The sequence below is a fragment of the Flavobacterium gelidicaeli genome (assembly GCF_013294005.1).
GTDB lineage: Bacteria > Bacteroidota > Bacteroidia > Flavobacteriales > Flavobacteriaceae > Flavobacterium.
Genome location: NZ_JABSNK010000019.1, coordinates 22,791 through 43,124 on the forward strand (window position 1 = coordinate 22,791; position 20,334 = coordinate 43,124).

Sequence of the window (20,334 nt, forward strand, 5' to 3'; positions counted from 1 at the left end):
ATAATTAAAATTAGTTAAAAATGACACTTCCTTTTTATATAGTTGATGTTTTTACCAAGAAGAAATATGCAGGGAATCAATTGGCTGTTTTTTTAAATGCTCAGGATTTAACAACGACTCAGATGCAAGAAATTACACGAGAGATTAATTTTGCCGAGAGTACTTTTATAACAGCCGTAGATGTTGAAAATAACACAGCTACTATAAGGATTTTTACGCCAGCAAGCGAAATGCAATTTGCAGGACATCCTATTATAGGCACCTCTTGGATAGTGATGAATAAAATAGTCAAACATAAATCGGTTTCGTTAAATATAACTGTTCCTATAGGTGTGATTCCGGTTAATGAGTCAAATGAACTTTTATGGTTGAAAGCAGCGCAACCTGAATTTTTAGATGTCTTTATGAAAGAGGATTTTGCTTCTTTTAGTACTTTAAGTATCACGGATTTTGATGAGCGTTTTGAGGTTCAGGAAGTAACAACAGGTAGTGCATTTGTAATTGTTCCGTTAAAGAGTGTTGAAGCTTTACAAGCGGTGAAGCTAGATGTAGATAAAACAGCGCAATGGCTTAATGAAAAATGTAAAACACAGCACAAGGCATTGTATTTTTTTAGTTTAGAAGAAGGGATTTTAAATAGCAGAATGCTGTGTATAGAAAACAACCAGCTTATAGAAGATGCAGCAACTGGAAGCGCGAGTACTTGTTTACAAGCGTTTCTTTTAAAGTACCTTACTAATGAAATCAAAATAGTGAATAATCAAGGAGCAAGTATCAACAGACCCTCTCAGATTTATTTTGACGGAAAAGTAAAAGAGGGACATTATGATATAAAAATAGGTGGTAAAACACAATTTGTTGCTCAAGGAGAATGGCACGTAGATTAATAAAGATAAATATTCAATAGTAAATAAGAGAATGTAATAGGCAAGATTAAAATAAGAGTACTTCTTACTAATCGACTTTTACATTAAAAAATAAATAAAAATAATATGAATTTCAATTTTCAAAATAAGGTTGCCTTAACACTATTTTTAATCGCTTTCCAGTTTTCTTTTGCTCAAAAAACGGGAGCGGGTATTGGGTCAGAAGTTGTGAATGTTGTTAAGCCTTACACGCCAACTATTTCGGATGCATTTAAAGTTCCAGAAACGCCTGTTCTTGATGATGAAGGAAATGCTAAAAAAGAGAATGTAAAATATTCAATATTTTCTTTTCCTGTTGCTTCTACATTTACACCTTCTAAAGGTAAAGCTGAAGGAGTAGAGCGTACTAAGCGTCCGCATTTATATAATAACTATGCTACACTTGGTTTTGGGAATTACGGTACAGTAAATGGGGAACTTTTTGTAAACCAAGAACTGGGTAACAACGATTATGTTTCAGGGATGTTTCGTCATCTTTCGTCTCAAGGCGGAATCAGTAATGTAGAATTAGATGATAAATACTACGACACTGGAATTGACTTGAGCTATGGTGTCAATAATAAAGACATGTCTTGGAATGTTGATTTAGGATATCAAAATCAAATTTATAATTGGTATGGACTACCTGCTGATTTTGGAAGCACGATTACAGCTGATGATCGCTCTAATTTAATACGTTCTATGGAGCCACAACATGCTTTCAATGCATTTAATGCAGGAGGTAAAATTGCTTTTTCTGAGGGGATTTTAAGTCAGGCTACCATGAAATTTAATCACTTTGCAGATTCTTTTGGTTCGGTAGAAAACAGGTTCTATGTGAAGCCTACGGTTCAGTTTGATGTTATGGATGAATTTGTGAAAACAAATATTATTGTAGATTATGTAGGTGGTAATTTCGAAAAAAATTACACGAACACAGCTGCTGTTAAATATGGTTATACTAACTTAGGAATTGCACCAAGTTTTGTAATGTTAAAAGACGATTGGACATTGAATATAGGTGCAGCAGTGTTTTTTAGTATGGATAACGAAAATAGTAAAAACAAGTTATTTGTTTATCCTCAAATTAATGCATCGTATAAAGTGGTTGGAGATTTAATGATTTTTTACGCTGGAGCAGAAGGGGATTTACAACAAAATACCTACAGTGATTTAGCTAATGAAAATCCGTTTGTATCTCCTACTTTAGATATTAGACCTACAGACAAACAATATGATATTTTTGCGGGTTTAAAAGGAAAGATAACTAATAACGTAAGTTATAATATTCGTGGATCATTTAAAAATGAAAGAAACAAAGCGTTGTATAGAAGCTATGATTACAGTGAAGCAAGTACTAATGAGCCGTACGCTTTTGGAAACTCTTTAAGTGTCGTTTATGATGATATGAGAACAGTGAGTTTTTCTGGAGATTTAAAAGCAGCCTTCTCTGAGAATGTTTCTTTTGGAATCAGCGGAACTTTTAGTAGTTACACTAATGACATACAACAAGAAGCTTGGAACCTTCCTCAGGTAAAAGTAAACTCTAATCTTGAAGTAAATATTACTCCAAAATGGTATGCAGGAGCAACCGTTTTTTATGTAGGGGAACGTAAGGACATGCAAACTAATCTTTTGTTTTCAACTACTAATTCAGCACCAATTAGTTTAGGAAGCTATTTTGATGCAAATGCACATGTAGGATATAAATACAGTGACCGTTTAACTGGTTTTTTAAGACTAAATAACATCGCTAATCAGTCATATGAAAAATGGTTAAATTACCAAGTTCAGGGATTCCAAGTGATGGTAGGAGCAAATTATAAGTTTGATTTTTAATTTGGCTTAAGCCAAAACGATTGCATAAAAAAATGGCTTCCTAAACTTAGGAAGCCATTTTTTATATACGCTAACTCTAGAAATAGAATTATTCTGTAAAGGGAACAGCAACTCTTACTTTGTCCCATCCTAAGTTTAGAACGATACCATTATCTGCTTTGGTGAAAACCATACCAAATGACTCTAGTGATTCTTTAGCTTCTGTTACTGGAACTTTTAATCTAGCAACATCATTGGCTTCTTTGTAGAAGTAAGAACCCCAAACATTCAAGTCTTTACTGATAATTATAGTATAATTGTCTTTTTCAGGAATAGCATATAATGTATACGTACCTGCTTTAATTTTAGTCTCTCCTAGTTTCATGTCTTTGTAAAGTGTGATTTCTGCCGCTTCATTTGCGCCAGTTCTCCATACTTTTCCTGCAGGAGCTAGTTCGTCTAAACTACGTCCTTTAAGTTGAGGTCTACTGTAAGTAACTTTAGCTAATTTAGCCGCATCTTTGTAGTCATTAGGGTAAGCTGCAACATCCATCGGACTTTTATCTAAGTCTGGAAATTTTTGCGCTGTTGCGTTTGAAGCAAAAAGCACAGTAAGGCTAAATGCCATTGTAGCAATGATTGTAGATTTTTTCATAATTATGATTAATTTATTAAGAGGCTAAAATTATTGATTGTGTATTGAAAATAATCACAAAGGATGTTAAAATTTAGAAAATATTCTATTTATGCCTTAATTTAATACCCTAACTTTGGCTGCTTTTAAGCGTAGTAAAAAGGTTTTTTACATGGCTTTTATTATTAAATAGTTACAACAAAATGACTTTTAAACAAAAAATATATGATTACTATAGACAGCTAGTTCAAGATAGAATAGATGTGTTTAGAGACATGATAACGGCGCTTACCGAAGATTCTAAAAATGATGCTAAAGGTTCGGCTGGTGATAAACACGAGACGGCTTTGTCTATGATGCATCTTGAACAAGAAAAGCTTAATACTAAACTTAAAGAAGTGTTAACTCAAAAAGCAGTTCTTGATAAAGTCGATCCAACTAAAGTTACTGAAATTATTATTGTAGGGAGTCTTGTAAAGGCTAACGGAATTTTTTTATACCTTTCTTTGGCTTTGCCAAAAATTAATATTGACGGTACTAATGTAATCGCACTTTCGCCACAATCTCCTTTAGGAAATAAACTAATGGGTAATGTAGTAGGTTTTACTTTTGAAATAAATACAACAACTTACACTATAGAAGAGATAATGTAGCTTTTGGTTGCATTATGAAAGTAAGATTATTGTGGTTTTAAACTTTTAGGTTAATTGAAAGCTGGTTTTATTTCATATTTAGCTTAAATAGGTGTTTTATGTTTCAATTTGTAACTATAAATAAGGTTAGTGTTTTTGAATTATAACTGTTATTGCATCTTTGCTTTATCAAATAAAAGAAAAACATTTTAAAATATATCGTTATGTGTGGAATAGTATGTGCCTTTGACTTAAAACAAAAAGCAGAAGTTTTAAGACCTCAAGTATTAGAAATGTCTAAAACAATCCGTCACCGTGGACCAGACTGGAGCGGAATCTACAGTAATGAAAAAGCTATTATGTCTCATGAGCGTTTAGCAATTGTTGACCCCGCTTCTGGAAAGCAACCATTATTTAGCGAAGACGGTAGATTTGTTTTGGCTGCAAATGGTGAAATCTACAACCACAGAGAACTACGCAAACAATTTGAAGGAAAATATAACTTTCAAACAGAAAGTGACTGCGAAGTTATTTTAGCACTTTATAAAGAAAAAGGACCTCATTTTGTAGATGAAATGAACGGAATCTTTGGATTCGCGATTTATGATGTCGAAAAAGACGAATATTTTATCGCTCGTGATCATATGGGAATCATTCCATTATACATAGGTTGGGATCAACACGGAACTTTTTATGTGGCCTCTGAGTTAAAAGCATTAGAAGGACATTGTACAAAAATCCAATTATTTCCTCCAGGGCATTACATGACTAGTAAAGATGGCGAATTTGTACAATGGTATAAAAGAGAATGGACAGAGTTTGACGCTGTAAAAGATAACGTAACCAGTATTGACGAAATCAAAGTAGCGTTAGAGGCTGCAGTTCATAGACAATTAATGAGTGATGTGCCTTACGGTGTATTACTATCTGGAGGTTTAGATTCATCTATTACTTCGGCTGTAGCCAAAAAATATGCACAAAAACGTATCGAGTCAGGAGATACAGCAGATGCTTGGTACCCACAATTACATTCCTTTTCTGTAGGTTTAGAAGGGTCTCCAGATTTAGCCGCTGCACAAAAAGTAGCGGATCATATTGGAACCATCCACCACGAAATTAAATTTACAATTCAAGAAGGTTTAGATGCCGTTAAAGACGTAATCTACAACTTAGAAACATATGATGTAACTACCATTAGAGCATCAACACCTATGTGGTTAATGGCGCGAGTGATAAAATCAATGGGAATAAAAATGGTATTGTCTGGCGAAGGTGCTGATGAGTTATTTGGAGGGTATTTGTATTTCCACAAAGCACCAAACGCAAGAGAATTTCACGAGGAAACAGTACGTAAATTAAGTAAATTACACATGTACGATTGTTTAAGAGCAAACAAGAGTTTAGCTGCTTGGGGAATTGAAGGGCGTGTGCCATTTTTAGACAAAGAATTTATGGATGTAGCGATGCGAGTAAACCCACAAGATAAAATGATTACTGGGGAACGCAAAATGGAAAAATGGGTAGTTCGTAAAGCCTTTGAAGATATGTTACCAGAGAGTATTGCTTGGAGGCAAAAAGAACAATTTAGTGATGGAGTAGGTTACGGATGGATTGATAAATTAAAAGAAGTTGTTGCTGTTGAGGTTACTGATGAGCAGTTAGCAAACGCTAAGTATAAGTTTCCGTTACAAACGCCAACATCTAAAGAAGAGTATTATTACCGCTCAATTTTTGCAGAACATTATCCTAGTGATGCTGCAGCCTTATGTGTACCTCAAGAAGCGAGTGTTGCTTGTAGTACTAAAATTGCCCTTGAATGGGATGAAGCTTTCAAAAACATGAACGATCCATCAGGAAGAGCGGTTGCAAATGTGCATGATTCAGCTTATTCAAAAGCATAAAAATAAGTATTTTTAAAATTTAACGCTCTTCATTTTGGAGGGCGTTTTTTTTATGCTTTTGTCAGTTTTTTTGCGTCATAGACAAGAATGGACATAAATAGAGACTGCTGTTTTTTTTTATTGTACTTCTTTTTTATATTAGCCTATAAAAAAAGAGACACCATGAAACGTTATATATTATTTTTTAGCTTGCTGTTGCTAACTTCTTGTCTTAAGAAAAATAAGGCCACTGTTGACTTGATCATAACAGAGGCTACTATTTATAAAGTTGATAAAGATTTTGGCCAAGCAACTGCTATTGCGGTTAGCGACGGAAAAATTATAGCCATAGGATCTGACAAGGAAATTACAGATAATTATAAATCAGACACTACAGTAGATGCTGACGGTAAATTTATTTATCCTGGTTTGATTGATGCGCATTGTCATTTTTATGGTTACGGGCTAAGTTTGCAAGAAGTCGATTTACGGGATACAAAAAGTATGGACGAAATTATTAGCCGTATTCAAGAGTTTCAAAAGACTAAAAAAGTGGCTTTCATTGTTGGTAATGGTTGGGATCAAAATGACTGGAAGGTAAAAGAATACCCTTCAAAAGAGATTCTCGATAAATATTTCCCTAACATTCCTGTTGTTTTAAATAGAGTAGATGGTCATGCGATTATTGTTAACAGTAAAGTTTTGGCTTTAGCTGGAATAACAAAAGATACTAAAGCTGTTGGTGGTCAAATAGAAGTTAAGAACGGAGAACCAACAGGGATTTTAGTAGATAATCCTATGGAATTAGTTTTTAAGATTATTCCAAAACCAAGTAGAAAGACACAAATTGCCGCTTTATTAGATGCTGAGAAAGTAATGTTTGATTATGGGTTAACCACTATAAATGATGCGGGATTAGATCCTGATGTTATTAATTTAATGGATAGTTTACAACAAGCAAAAGCCTTGCGATTAAATATTTACGCAATGGTTACTGCCAGTCAAAAAAATATTGATTTGTATCTAAAAAAAGGCATTTACAAAACCGATAATTTAGATGTTCGTTCTTTTAAAATGTATGGTGACGGAGCTTTGGGTTCGCGTGGAGCTTGTTTACACAAAGAATACTCAGATATGCCAAAACAATTTGGCGCTTTATTATCATCTCCGGAACATTTAAAGTCAGTCGCGCAACAAATAGCAAAGTCTGAATTTCAATTAAACTCTCACGCTATCGGTGATTCTGCAAATACCGTTCTATTAAAAATTTATACCGAAGCTTTAGCCGGGAAGAAAGACCATAGGTGGAAAATAGAACATGCGCAAATATTAAGGGAGCAAGATTTTGATTACTTCAAGACGGGAATTATTCCTTCTATCCAACCCACACATGCAACCTCAGATATGTATTGGGCTGGTGATCGTTTAGGAAAAGAAAGATTAAAAAATGCGTATGCCTATAAAAAATTATTAAAAAAAGGGGGTATGGTTGCTCTAGGAACTGATTTTCCGGTAGAGCAAGTAAACCCAATGCTTACTTTTCATGCTGCAGTGGCTAGAAAGGATAGTAAAGGATATCCTAGTGGCGGTTTCCAAATGGAAAATGCGTTAACGCGAGAAGAAACATTACGGGGCATGACAATTTGGGCGGCTTATTCTAATTTTGAGGAAAAAGAAAAAGGAAGTTTAGAAGTAGGCAAGTGGGCTGACTTTGTTATTTTCGATAAAGACATTATGAAAATAAGAGAAAGCGAAATTCTAGATGTGAAACCTTCAAGTACTTATTTAAAAGGGGCTAAAGTAAAATAATAGAAAACGATAAGCGTATCATTGAAAAAGTAATAAATTAAAACTGCTTAGGTTATATTGTGTTCCATATTTAAAGTTTAAAATAGCTTTTTAGAATATTTTATAATTAAAAAGGGATTTCTCGTTTTAAGAATGTAACTGATATTGCATATTTGCAGTACAAAAGGAAGAGAATAAATAAAATCAATAATTATGTGCGGAATATTAGCTATTATCGGTAAAGGAAAAGAGGAGCAGTTAGTGAGGGAGCTTTCTAAAAGAATGGCACATCGCGGACCTGATGAAAATGATTTGTACATGACTGAAAAAGGACATTTCTTAAGTCATGAACGCCTTTCTATAGTCGATTTACATTCAGGTAAACAACCTATCCAGGGTACGGCTACAGCATATATGGTTCATAATGGAGAAGTATATAACCATGAAGAACTTAGAAATGGACTATTAAAAGAGCACACTTTTAGAACCAAATCTGATTCAGAAGTTATCGTGCATTTGTATGAAGAATTTGGTTACGATTTCTGTGATAAAATAGATGGTGATTTTGCTTTTGTAGTGATCGACGGAGATGATTATATGGCGGCGAGAGATCCACTAGGAGTAAAACCGTTGTATTATGGTCTTGATGAAAGGGGGCGGATTTATTTTTCGTCAGAGATGAAAGCAATAGCGGACCAGTGCAAAACATTTTCGACTTTTCCTCCGGGACATTATTATACTGCAAAAACTGGATTTGTAAAATATTACAAACCAGAATATGAATATTACGCTAAGGCAGATCAAGATTTAGATTTAGAATTGATTCGCAATACGCTTACTGAAGCGACAAGTAAAAGATTAATGGCTGATGTACCTATTGGTGTATTGCTTTCAGGAGGATTAGATTCTTCTTTAACCTCTTCAATCGCTTCTCGTTTGCTTAAAGCAAAAGGTCAAAAGTTACATTCGTTTTCAATTGGTTTAGATGCTAATGCGCCAGATGTTGTGGCTGCAAAAAAAGTAGCTGATTTTTTGGGAGCAGAGCATCACGAAGTTTATTTTTCTGTAGAAGAAGGGGTAGCAATATTAGACCAATTAATTTGGCAAATAGAAACCTACGATGTAACCTCAGTACGAGCAAGTGTGCCAATGTATTTCCTTTCAAAAAAAATAACAGACACAGGAGTAAAAGTAGTGTTGTCAGGAGAAGGTGCCGATGAGATTTTTGGGGGTTATTTGTATTTTAGAAACGCACCTAATGCCGAAGAGTTTCAAAAAGAAACGATCGAGAGAGTACAAAAATTATTCACTGCTGATTTACTTCGCGCAGATAAATCCACAATGTCACACGGTTTAGAAGCAAGAGTTCCATTTTTAGATAAAGAATTTTTAAATGTTGCAGTACGCATCAAGCCACATGAAAAACAGCCTAAAAATTACGAAGGAAAAGAAAAGTATATCTTAAGGAAAGCATTTGATACCCCAAACGATCCTTATTTGCCTGATGAGGTTTTATGGAGACAAAAGGAGCAGTTCTCTGATGGAGTGGGGTACAACTGGATTGATCAGTTGATCGATTATTGCGCAACACAAGTTACTGATGCGCAATTAGAAGGAGCAGTAACCGAATTTCCATACAATTCCCCAACTACAAAAGAGGCCTATTTGTACCGTTCTATTTTTCAAAAACATTATCCTCAATTAAGCGCTGCTCAAACAGTAAGAAAATGGATCCCGAAATGGCAAGAAAACCTAGATCCAAGCGGAAGAGCAAATGATGCCCATTTAAAACCAGGCTTTCAAATGGCCAAGTTGGATTAAAATTTAATTTTAAAAAATATCTTATAGCACTAAGCCTTCTTGATTTTTATGGGTTTAGTAGCAGGACGATTTATACTTTTAAGAAACAGTCGTCCTGCTCTACGCTATATCTTTGTGTTTTTAAAGAAAAAACACAAAGGATGCCGCTATGATCAGGGCTAAAAAGGTTGTTTTAGTTTTATAAGAGGCATAAAAATACTCCTATACATTAATCGGTTATACAATTCCAGATTTTTAATTCCACTAAGAATCTCAAGTGGAAGAGTTTGGTTTATAAATGCAAATTATTTATTGTCATAACAACCTTTAAGGCTTTTGCTTCTTAAAAAAATTCAAAAGCAAAACTATATTTATGCTTTATTTAGTAATTGCGTACCAATGATTTCTATCTTTTTTAACTAAATTTACAAGTATTAAAGATATTATAAATGCAAACCGTCACATACGAAGGGATTAAAAAAAATGCTGAATCTAGGGAGCTGATTACTGATTTTTTAGTGGTTGAAGCACCCTTAGAAATAAGCATCAATCAAAGTCCGTTTACAGTTGTTATGCGTACGCCAGGAAATGATTTTGACCTCATTCGAGGATTACTCTACGTTGAAGATATTTATAGAAATACGGGGGAACTTTTGATGGAAATCATTTCCGAAACAACAAACGGCTTCACTAAAATTGAAGTGAGTATTCCAGAAGATCAAATAGGAATAGGTTACCTCAATAAACGATCATTATTATCGGTTTCATCGTGCGGCATTTGCGGTAAGCAGCAGCTAGAAGATTTTGATAGCCCAAAAACCAAACTAGCAAAACAACTATCGCTCAACTTAAATAAACTACCAGAAATGTTTGCCTTAATGACTGCCAACCAAAAAACTTTTAGTTTAACGGGTGGTTCTCATGCAGCAACTGTTTTTGATGCTAATTATCAAATGCTAACGCTCAAGGAAGATATTGGTAGGCACAATGCAGTTGATAAATGTGTGGGCGCATTAATTCAATCTCAACAATTAAAAAAAGGAACGTTTCTACTAGTAAGTGGTCGGGTTTCTTATGAAATTATAACAAAGGCTTTCTTTGCTAAAATAGGTACAATTGTAGCTGTTTCGGCCTGTTCTTCTTTGGCGGTAGATTACGCTAAGGAATTCGGAATCTGTTTGATTGGATTCTCTAGAGAAAACAAAGCAACCATTTATTCCAATCCATAACGACTAGTCAGATCAACTTTCAAAATAAAAAACACTATCACAATGATAAAAAGAACAATAGCACAACCGCCAGAAAAACTAACAGGAATCGAAGAAGTTGAAGTTCCGCATTCTGCCGTAGGGTTTAAAGCAATTAAATCGGCTTTGACGTACATTAAGGATGAGGTAGGAATTGTAAAAGGTATTGGTTTGTTGGCAAAGTTAAACCAGAAAGATGGTTTTGATTGTCCCGGTTGTGCATGGCCAGATCCAGATGAAAAACGTTCTTTTTTAGCTGAGTATTGTGAAAATGGTGCTAAAGCAGTGGCAGAAGAGGCGACTAAAAATCGGGTGTCTCCTATGTTTTTTGCTTTGCATAGTGTGAATGAATTAGGACAATTATCAGATTACGAATTAGGAAAAAAAGGGAGGTTAACGCATCCCATGTATTTGCGCGAAGGCGGGACACATTATGAAGAGATTAGTTGGGAGGATGCATTTGAGCTAATAGGGAAAACACTAAACGGTTTGGATTCCCCAGATGAGGCTATTTTTTATACTTCGGGACGCACCAGTAATGAAGCGGCTTATTTGTACCAATTGTTTGTCCGTCAATTTGGGACTAATAACTTACCTGATTGTTCTAATATGTGTCATGAATCAAGCGGATCCGCTTTAAGTGAAACGGTAGGAATAGGTAAAGGTTCTGTGACTTTAGATGATTTTAAACATGCTGATTTGGTTATTGTCATGGGGCAAAATCCAGGGACCAATCATCCTAGAATGTTAACGGCTTTGGGTGAAACAAAACATAACGGCGGAAAAATCATCAGTGTAAACCCATTGCCAGAAGTAGGTTTGAAAAACTTCATCGAACCACAAAACCCCTTAAAATGGTTGGGAAGCGGTACTGATTTATCTGATTTATTCTTACAAGTCAAAATCAACGGAGACGTTGCCCTCCTAAAAGCGATAGTGTTATTGCTGCTCCAAAAAGAAAAAGCCAATCCTGGAACTGTATTCGATCAAGAATTCATAGCAAAACAAACTCAAGGATATGACGCTTTTATAACCGACTTGGAGAAATATAAAATTCCAGAATTAATTGCGCAAACAGGATTAACACACAAAGAAGTAGTTGAAGCGGCTGAAATGATTGCCGATAACAAAAAAATTATTGTCTGTTGGGCAATGGGCTTAACACAACATAAAAACGGGGTAGATAACATCCGTGAAGTGGTGAATTTATTATTGCTCAAAGGAAGTATTGGGAAACCAGGTGCAGGAACTTGTCCCGTGCGTGGACATTCTAACGTGCAAGGTGATCGTACAATGGGAATTTGGGAAAAAATGCCCGAAGAATTCTTAGATAATTTAGATGCCTATTTTGATTTTAAATCACCTCGTAAGCATGGTTATGATGTTGTTAAAGCTATTGATGCCATGCATAAAAAAGAGTCACGCTTCTTTCTTGGAATGGGTGGAAATTTTAATTCAGCCACTCCAGATACCGAGTTTACAGCTCAAGCATTGCGCAATTGCGATTTGACAGTGCATATTTCGACCAAAATCAATCGGTCTCATTTGGTTCACGGTAAAGAAGCGTTGATTTTGCCTTGTTTAGGACGTACAGAAATTGATTATCAAGCAAGTGGAGAACAGTTTGTAACTACAGAGAATTCAATGGGTGTAATTGCTAAATCAGTAGGGAATTTAGAACCATTGTCTGAATTTCTAAAAAGTGAAACCGCTATTGTCGCCGGAATGGCAAAAGCTACCGTAAAGAATTCTAAAGTGGACTGGGATGCCATGGCAGGGAATTACGATTTGATTCGCAACGCAGTCGAAGCTACCATTCCAGGATTTGATCAGTATAATGAACGCGTGCGTATTCCTGGCGGATTTTATTTGCCTAACAATGCACGTGAAAACGACTTTAGTAGTACCCACACCGGAAAAGCTAATTTTACAATCAACGAACTATCAGATATTGTTCTTGAAAAAGAGCAGTATCTAATGATGACTATACGTACACACGATCAATACAATACTACAATTTACGGTTTAAACGACCGTTATCGCGGTATTCTAAACGAACGCCGCGTGGTTTTTATGAACCAACAAGATATAGATGAAGCTGGGTTAAAAAAAGACGATTTGGTCGATTTGATAAGCCACTTTGAAGGACAAGAGCGCCTAGCCGAAAAATTTATCGTCATTCCGTATAGCATTCCACGTAATTGCACCGCAACTTATTTTCCCGAAACTAATGTTTTGGTGCCTTTGCAAAGTAAGGCCAGAATAAGTAATCAACCCACTTCTAAAACGGTGGTGATAACTGTGCGAAAAAGGGAGTAGGGGATTATGATGCGCCTATTCCAGCTATTCGCTATAGCCTTCTTTTAAAACGCTTTTTTTACTAGGTCACAGCAGGAGCTTCCTTTGGTCGCTCTGCTACTCCCGTAAAAAATAGCGTTTTTTCAGTCGGGGCTACCGCTACTATCTGGGGCGAGTAATTCGGGTTAACCGATTCTTTTTGTAAGCCATTACAATCGCACTCTAATATCAATTTTTTTTAAACTTACGTAGTTATAACTAGTGCTCGGAATAAGCTCAATTGATTATCAATTCTTATCTTTCAAAGATGCATTTTCGTATTATTCAATCTAAGTCAAAGATCTAAGACTTGTTATTAATGATAAGCCTTTGCAAACGGAAACTACTTTTTTTTCTGCTGGCAGAGCGAATACCACAAGCTTCTGCTTGTAGTTAGAAAAAGAGATTTAAGTTAAAAAGATTAAAATTTATGGGAGGAATAGCTCTTTAATATATGGATTGTATGAATCGATTTCAAACATTTTTTTAAAGATCCTTGAAATTGTTGAATAGTTACGAGTGTAGCTTTGTTTAAGATGAAATTTTAAATATAGTCTTTGGCTTAAAAACAGAATTAGTGCTTTAAAAAGAGAAAATGTAACTAAAAGAAGGTACTCTCTTTTCTAGAAGCGTTTTTTTTGGTGTTAAATCAACAATATGTTAATAACTTAACCGCTTAAAGTGGTATTTTAACGGTCAAATAGTTTACGTTTTTATATATTTGCGTGTTAGACAAAATTACATTTTAGAATAAAACATATGAGCGAAGAAATCAATAAGAGCAATTATTCAGCGGATAGTATTCAGGCATTAGAAGGAATGGAGCACGTAAGAATGCGTCCATCGATGTATATTGGAGATGTGGGTGTGAGAGGTCTTCACCATTTAGTTTATGAAGTGGTAGATAACTCTATCGATGAAGCTATGGGTGGTCACTGTGATACTATTATAGTTGATATTAATGAAGATGGATCTATTTCTGTAGAGGATAATGGTCGTGGTATTCCGGTTGGTATTCATAAAAAAGAAGGTGTTTCGGCACTGGAAGTGGTAATGACTAAAATTGGTGCTGGTGGTAAATTTGACAAGGATTCTTATAAAGTCTCTGGGGGTTTACACGGTGTTGGAGTTTCTGTTGTAAATGCACTTTCTAATCACTTGAGAGCTACGGTTCACAGTAGTGATGGTAAGGTTTACGAGCAAGAATATGAAAAAGGTAAGGCGCTTTATCCAGTAAAACAAATTGGAGAAACAACAAAAAGAGGTACAATAGTTACTTTTTATCCTGATCCAACAATTTTTACGCAAACAATTGAGTATTCTTACGATACTTTATCAGCACGTATGCGTGAATTGTCATTCTTGAATAAAGGAATTACAATTACTTTTACTGACAAAAGAGAATTAGATAAAGACGGAAACTTTGTTTCGGAGGTTTTTCATTCTAATGAAGGACTGAAAGAATACATTCGTTATTTAGATGGAAACCGTGAGCCTATTATTGCTCATGTAATTTCTATGGATCACGATAAAGGAGAAATTCCGGTTGAGGTTGCATTGATTTATAACACTAGTTATACTGAAAATATTTTTTCTTATGTGAATAATATTAATACACATGAAGGAGGAACACACTTACAGGGATTTAGATCGGGTCTTACGCGTTCCTTAAAAAAGTATGCTGATAGTTCAGGAATGTTAGATAAACTGAAATTTGATATTTCGGGAGATGACTTTCGTGAGGGATTAACAGCAATTATTTCTGTAAAAGTAGCTGAGCCGCAATTTGAGGGGCAAACTAAAACAAAATTAGGAAATAGAGAAGTAGTTTCGCCAGTAAGTCAAGCGGTAAGTGAGATGATTGAGAATTATTTGGAAGAAAATCCAAATGACGCTAGAATTATTGTTCAAAAAGTGATACTTGCTGCTCAAGCACGTCACGCAGCTAAAAAGGCGCGTGAAATGGTGCAGCGTAAAACCGTAATGGGCGGTGGTGGATTGCCAGGAAAATTATCAGACTGTTCAGAACAAGATCCTGCAAAATGTGAAGTGTACCTTGTCGAGGGAGATTCGGCTGGAGGAACGGCAAAACAAGGTCGTGATAGAGCATTTCAAGCTATTTTACCATTACGTGGTAAGATTTTGAATGTTGAAAAAGCAATGCACCATAAAGTTTTTGAAAACGAAGAAATTCGAAATATATTTACTGCACTTGGAGTTACCGTAGGTACTGAGGATGATAGTAAAGCTTTGAATATTTCTAAATTACGTTACCATAAAGTAATAATTATGTGTGATGCCGATGTCGACGGTAGCCACATTTCAACTTTAATCTTAACGTTCTTTTTTAGATTTATGAAAGAATTGATTGAGCAAGGACATATTTATATTGCTGCACCTCCTTTATATTTGGTTAAAAAAGGTCAAAAGAAAGAGTATGCTTGGAATGATGTTCAACGTGATCAAGCTAATGAAAGAATGGGTGGTAGTGCAGCGATACAACGTTATAAAGGTCTTGGAGAGATGAATGCAGAGCAATTGTGGGAAACTACAATGGATCCAAGTTTTAGAACTTTACGTCAAGTAACAATTGATAGTTTAGCTGAAGCTGATCGAGTTTTCTCTATGTTAATGGGAGACGAAGTGCCTCCAAGAAGAGAATTTATTGAAAAAAATGCAGTTTATGCAAATATTGATGCATAATTAAGATACGGTGATTTATATGAATACGATCACCAAATAATAAAAAATAACCAAATTAACGAATAACCGAAATAAACTCAAAATTATGAAAGTTACTATTGTAGGAGCAGGAAATGTAGGAGCCACTTGTGCGGATGTTATTTCTTATAGAGGAATTGCAAGTGAGGTAGTGTTATTAGATATTAAAGAAGGTTTTGCTGAAGGTAAGGCTCTTGATATAATGCAGTGTGCTACGAATACAGGTTTTAATACTAAAGTTTCAGGAGTTACTAATGATTATTCTAAAACTGCTAATAGCGATGTAGTCGTTATTACTTCAGGGATTCCTAGAAAACCAGGAATGACAAGAGAAGAGTTAATAGGTATTAATGCAGGAATTGTAAAAAGTGTTGCAGAGAGCGTATTGAAATTTTCTCCAGAAGCGGTAATCGTTGTTGTTTCTAACCCAATGGATACCATGACTTATTTAGCATTGAAAGCTACAGGTTTACCAAAAAATAGAATTATAGGTATGGGTGGTGCTTTAGATAGTTCTCGTTTTAGAACCTATTTATCAATGGCTTTAGATAAACCAGCTAACGATATTTCGGCAATGGTTATTGGAGGACATGGTGATACTACTATGATTCCGTTAACTCGTTTGGCTTCTTATAATGGTATACCAGTTTCTCAATTTTTGTCTCAAGAAGCATTGCAAAATGTAGCTGCGAGTACAATGGTTGGAGGAGCTACATTAACTGGATTATTAGGAACTTCGGCTTGGTATGCTCCAGGAGCTTCTGTAGCCTTTTTAGTAGACAGTATATTAAATGACCAAAAGAAAATGATTGCTTGTTCTGTTTTTGTTGAAGGAGAATATGGTCAAAACGATATTTGTATTGGTGTTCCTTGTATCATTGGTAAAAATGGAGTAGAAGAAATTGTTGAAATTGAATTAAATGATACCGAAAAAGCTTTGTTTGCTAAAAGTGCAGATGCTGTTAGGCAAATGAATGATGCTTTAAAATCAATTTTAGCTTAGTATAAGTGTTATATAATAGAGAAGACTGCACTTTTGCAGTCTTTTTTTTGAGATTAATCGATAAATAAATTGGTTAATCTTAACCTTAATTATATATTTGCTCGGTTTATAAAAAATAGTATGCTTATTTTGCGCTTTTTTACGGGTGTAAAGATATAAGCAGAGGGTATAGATAAAGGGTTAAAACAAGAATAAATAAATATAAAATAATTAATTTTTAGTAATAATGCAGAATAAAGGACTCATTAAATTTTTCGCAATTCTATTTGCATTGGTAAGTATTTACCAACTATCATTCACTTTTGTCGCAAGCAAAGTAAAAGACGATGCTAAGGCATTTGCAGGAGGTAACCCTGACAAAGAAGCTAAGTATTTAGATTCTATTGGTAAAGAAAAAGTTTTCAACCTAGGATTTACTGATTTTACTTTCAATGAAGTTAGTGATAAACAAATCAACAAGGGTCTTGACTTAGAAGGAGGAATTAACGTAATTCTTCAAATTTCTGTTAAAGACATTTTGAAAGGATTATCTAATAATTCTAAAAACCCTGTTTTTAACAAATCACTTGTTGACGCTACGGCTAATTTAGAAGGTAACAAACCTTATTTAGACAAGTTTTTTGAAGCTTTTGAAGCAAACTCTAAAGGAACTGTGAAATTAGCATCTCCTGATATTTTTGCAAACAGAAGTATGCAAGGTGAAGGTGGTATTGATTATCAAATGACCGATTCAGAAGTTCAAAAAATCATTAAAAGAAAAGTTAATGAGTCAGTTGAAAGTGCTTTTGGTGTACTTAGAAAACGTATTGATAAATTTGGGGTAACACAACCTAATATTCAAAAATTAGGAGAATCTGGACAAATTCTTGTTGAACTTCCAGGAGCTAAAGATGTTGATAGAATCAAGAAATTATTACAAAGTACTGCCCAATTAGAGTTTTGGGAAACGTACAAGATTGATGAAATGGGTAACTTTTTAGTTGCTGCTAATGAAGCATTAAAGAAAACTGAAATTAATAAGGTAGAAACTAAAGTAGTTGTTAAAGACTCTTTAAGCGCTTTGTTAACAGATTCTAAAGATTCATCTGCTGCTAAAAAAGGAAACAATCCTTTATTTGATAAAATTATTGCTCAAGGTGGAGGACCAGTTTTAGGGTTATTCTCTCCAAAAGATACTGCAGTAATCAACGGTTATTTGAAAAGATCAGATATTAAAATCTTATTGCCTGCAGAACAACGTTATGTTAAGTTTGTTTGGGGTAAAGAAACTACTATCAAAGATGCAAAAGATAAAGATATTGAAGCAGTTGAATTATACGCTTTAAAAGGGAATAGAGATAATGTTGCTGCTATGAGCGGTGGTGTGATTACTGATGCTAAAGATTCATTTGATCAATCAGGAAAACCTGCTGTGTCAATGCAAATGAACGGACAAGGAGCTAAAGCTTGGGAAGAATTAACAGGGAAGGCTTATACTCAAAAGAGTAATATTGCTATCGTTCTTGACGATATCGTATATTCAGCTCCTGGTGTATCAAGTGGTCCTATTGCTGGAGGAAGATCTGAAATTTCAGGTTCTTTTGACGTTACAGAAACTAAAGATTTAGCAAATGTATTAAGAGCGGGTAAACTTCCTGCTACTGCAGATATTGTACAGTCAGAAGTTGTTGGGCCATCCTTAGGTCAAGAAGCTATTGATAACGGAACAAACTCTGCTATTGTAGGTTTGCTTATTGTATCACTTTGGATGATGGTTTATTACGGTAAAGCAGGTTGGTATTCTAACATTGCATTAGCGGTTAACTTACTTTTCCTTTTTGGAATATTAGCTAGTTTAGGTGCTGTACTTACATTGCCTGGTATTGCGGGTATCGTATTAACAATGGGTACTGCTGTTGATGCAAATATCATTATATATGAAAGAGCAAAAGAGGAGTTACGTGCTGGTAAAACACTAGAAGAGGCAATTAAAACGTCTTACAGTTGGAGAGGTGCAATGTCATCTATTACAGATGCTAACGTGACTCACGTTCTTACTGGAGCGGTATTGTTTATTTTTGGTTCAGGACCAATTAAAGGATTTGCTACTACATTATTAATTGGTATTGCGACTTCGTTATTTACTTCTATTTTTATTGCAAGAATATTTTTGGATAGAAATTTAAAAACTAAAAATGACTTAACTTTTGTTACAAGCTTCTCTAAAAAGATATTTAATAACTTCCATTTTGATTTCTTAGGTATGAAGAAATGGACGTATTTATTCTCAAGTATTGTAATTGTAGTGAGTATTATATCATTATCAACAAACGGACTTGATGAAGGTGTAGATTTTGTTGGAGGAAGAACTTTTCAAGTACGTTTTGAAAAACCAATTGAAACAGATGTTGTAAAAGCAGAATTGGCAAAAGTTTTTGACGGAAGCGCTGAAGTAAAAGTATTTGGTAGTAATAATCAATTAAAAATAACTACAAAATATAAAGTTAAGGAGCATGGTATTCAAGCCGATCAAGAAGTTAATAAATTAATGTTTGAAACATTAAAACGTTATTACGGTCCTGAAATTACTTACGATAAATTTGTAAATGCTTATGATGGTAAAAAAGTAGGAATACTTCAAGCTTCTAAAGTAGGTCCATCTGTTGCGGAAGATATTAAAACAAATGCTTATTGGGCTGTATTAGGAGCGATGTTATTAGTGTTTTTATACCTAATGATTAGTTTTAGAAAATGGCAATATAGTTTAGGAGCGATTGCTGCTGTAGCGCATGATGTTATTTTTGTATTAGGAATATACTCTTTATGTTACAAATTCATGCCATTTGGTATGGAGATTGATCAACACTTTATAGCTGCGATTCTTACTGTTATTGGATATTCAATGAATGATACTGTAATTGTATTTGATAGAGTTCGTGAGTTCTTAGCAGGTAAAACTAAAGGGAATTTTACTGAGATTGTAAATCAATCGATTAATACTACTATGTCAAGAACAATTAATACTTCGTTAACAATGATCGTGGTTTTATTAATCATGTTTATTTTTGGAGGAGAGTCAATTAGAGGATTTATCTTTGCGATGCTTGTGGGTATTGTTGTAGGAACTTACTCTTCACTATTTATTGCAACGCCAGTACTAGTGGATACTATTTCTAAAACGGATAAAGAGCGCGTTGAGAAATCACATGAAGAAATCTAATATTTTAAATATTGATATAAAAGACCCAATGAAAATTGGGTCTTTTTTTTGCTTTAAAACCAAACGAATCTTTCAATTAAATTAAGAGTTTGTACTGTTTTACGAAATAATTTTATGCTTTTAATCTTCCCAGCCGCAAAGAGTAAGTCCATAATCATGAGCTTGTTTCAGAGATACTTTTTTTAATTCATGTTTACAATTGCTAAGACCGCGACAAGAGTTAGTAAAATGATACTTTTTTGCGCCCGTAGGACCACAGATGTAAACATTAGTATCTAAATTACTCATAGTTGTTATTATGAGTAATAGTAATATTGAAATTAGTTTCATTATTTGATGTTATATTTAAACTTAAGCTTAGTGTTTAAAA

General features: G+C 34.5%; 12 protein-coding genes. 11 read left to right on the plus strand and 1 reads right to left on the minus strand.

Features of this window, described 5'->3' with window-relative positions; all coding sequences use genetic code 11:
• The first annotated feature begins 20 nt into the window (after positions 1–20).
• Together HNP99_RS16915 and HNP99_RS16920 are read left to right on the plus strand one after the other, a co-directional pair.
• Positions 21–887 (plus strand): PhzF family phenazine biosynthesis protein, encoded by an 867-nt coding sequence (locus HNP99_RS16915; protein ID WP_173854634.1) that lies wholly within the window; start codon positions 21–23, stop codon positions 885–887.
• A 105-nt stretch (positions 888–992) separates the two neighbouring features.
• Positions 993–2,744 carry a TonB-dependent receptor gene (locus HNP99_RS16920; RefSeq protein ID WP_173854635.1) on the plus strand — a complete coding sequence of 584 codons (1,752 nt, stop codon included), beginning with the start codon at positions 993–995 and terminating at the stop codon, positions 2,742–2,744.
• Between the two features lie 88 nt (positions 2,745–2,832).
• Here the strand turns inward: HNP99_RS16920 and HNP99_RS16925 are convergent, their stop codons facing one another.
• On the minus strand, positions 2,833–3,378 hold the full coding sequence (locus HNP99_RS16925) for a DUF2911 domain-containing protein (protein WP_173854636.1): 546 nt from the start codon (positions 3,376–3,378) through the stop codon (positions 2,833–2,835).
• Positions 3,379–3,560: 182 nt separating this feature from the next.
• Between HNP99_RS16925 and HNP99_RS16930 the strand changes: the two genes are divergently transcribed.
• From HNP99_RS16930 to secDF, 9 genes are all read left to right on the plus strand, one after another.
• Complete coding sequence (locus tag HNP99_RS16930) at positions 3,561–4,010, plus strand: hypothetical protein (protein WP_173854637.1); 450 nt, start codon at positions 3,561–3,563, stop codon at positions 4,008–4,010.
• 203 nt (positions 4,011–4,213) lie between these two features.
• Positions 4,214–5,890, plus strand: coding sequence for an asparagine synthase B (asnB, locus tag HNP99_RS16935; RefSeq protein WP_173854638.1), 1,677 nt, complete (start codon positions 4,214–4,216; stop codon positions 5,888–5,890).
• 162 nt (positions 5,891–6,052) lie between these two features.
• A complete protein-coding gene (locus HNP99_RS16940; RefSeq protein ID WP_173854639.1) occupies positions 6,053–7,678 on the plus strand; it encodes an amidohydrolase in 1,626 nt (541 codons plus the stop codon).
• A gap of 192 nt (positions 7,679–7,870) precedes the next feature.
• Positions 7,871–9,478, plus strand: coding sequence for an asparagine synthase B (gene asnB / locus HNP99_RS16945; RefSeq protein ID WP_173854640.1), 1,608 nt, complete (start codon positions 7,871–7,873; stop codon positions 9,476–9,478).
• 428 nt (positions 9,479–9,906) lie between these two features.
• Positions 9,907–10,686 (plus strand): formate dehydrogenase accessory sulfurtransferase FdhD, encoded by a 780-nt coding sequence (gene fdhD / locus HNP99_RS16950; protein WP_173854641.1) that lies wholly within the window; start codon positions 9,907–9,909, stop codon positions 10,684–10,686.
• A gap of 42 nt (positions 10,687–10,728) precedes the next feature.
• Positions 10,729–13,023: an FdhF/YdeP family oxidoreductase gene (locus HNP99_RS16955; protein ID WP_173854642.1), complete on the plus strand. Its 2,295-nt coding sequence runs from the start codon at positions 10,729–10,731 to the stop codon at positions 13,021–13,023.
• 777 nt (positions 13,024–13,800) lie between these two features.
• The gene (gyrB, locus tag HNP99_RS16960) at positions 13,801–15,744 is read left to right on the plus strand and encodes a DNA topoisomerase (ATP-hydrolyzing) subunit B (RefSeq protein WP_173854643.1); all 1,944 of its coding nucleotides are present in this window, start codon (positions 13,801–13,803) and stop codon (positions 15,742–15,744) included.
• 85 nt (positions 15,745–15,829) lie between these two features.
• Positions 15,830–16,765 carry a malate dehydrogenase gene (mdh, locus tag HNP99_RS16965; protein WP_173854644.1) on the plus strand — a complete coding sequence of 312 codons (936 nt, stop codon included), beginning with the start codon at positions 15,830–15,832 and terminating at the stop codon, positions 16,763–16,765.
• Positions 16,766–16,991: 226 nt separating this feature from the next.
• Positions 16,992–19,964, plus strand: a complete 2,973-nt coding sequence (secDF, locus tag HNP99_RS16970; RefSeq protein WP_173854645.1) for a protein translocase subunit SecDF — start codon at positions 16,992–16,994, stop codon at positions 19,962–19,964.
• Positions 19,965–20,334: the final 370 nt, after the last annotated feature.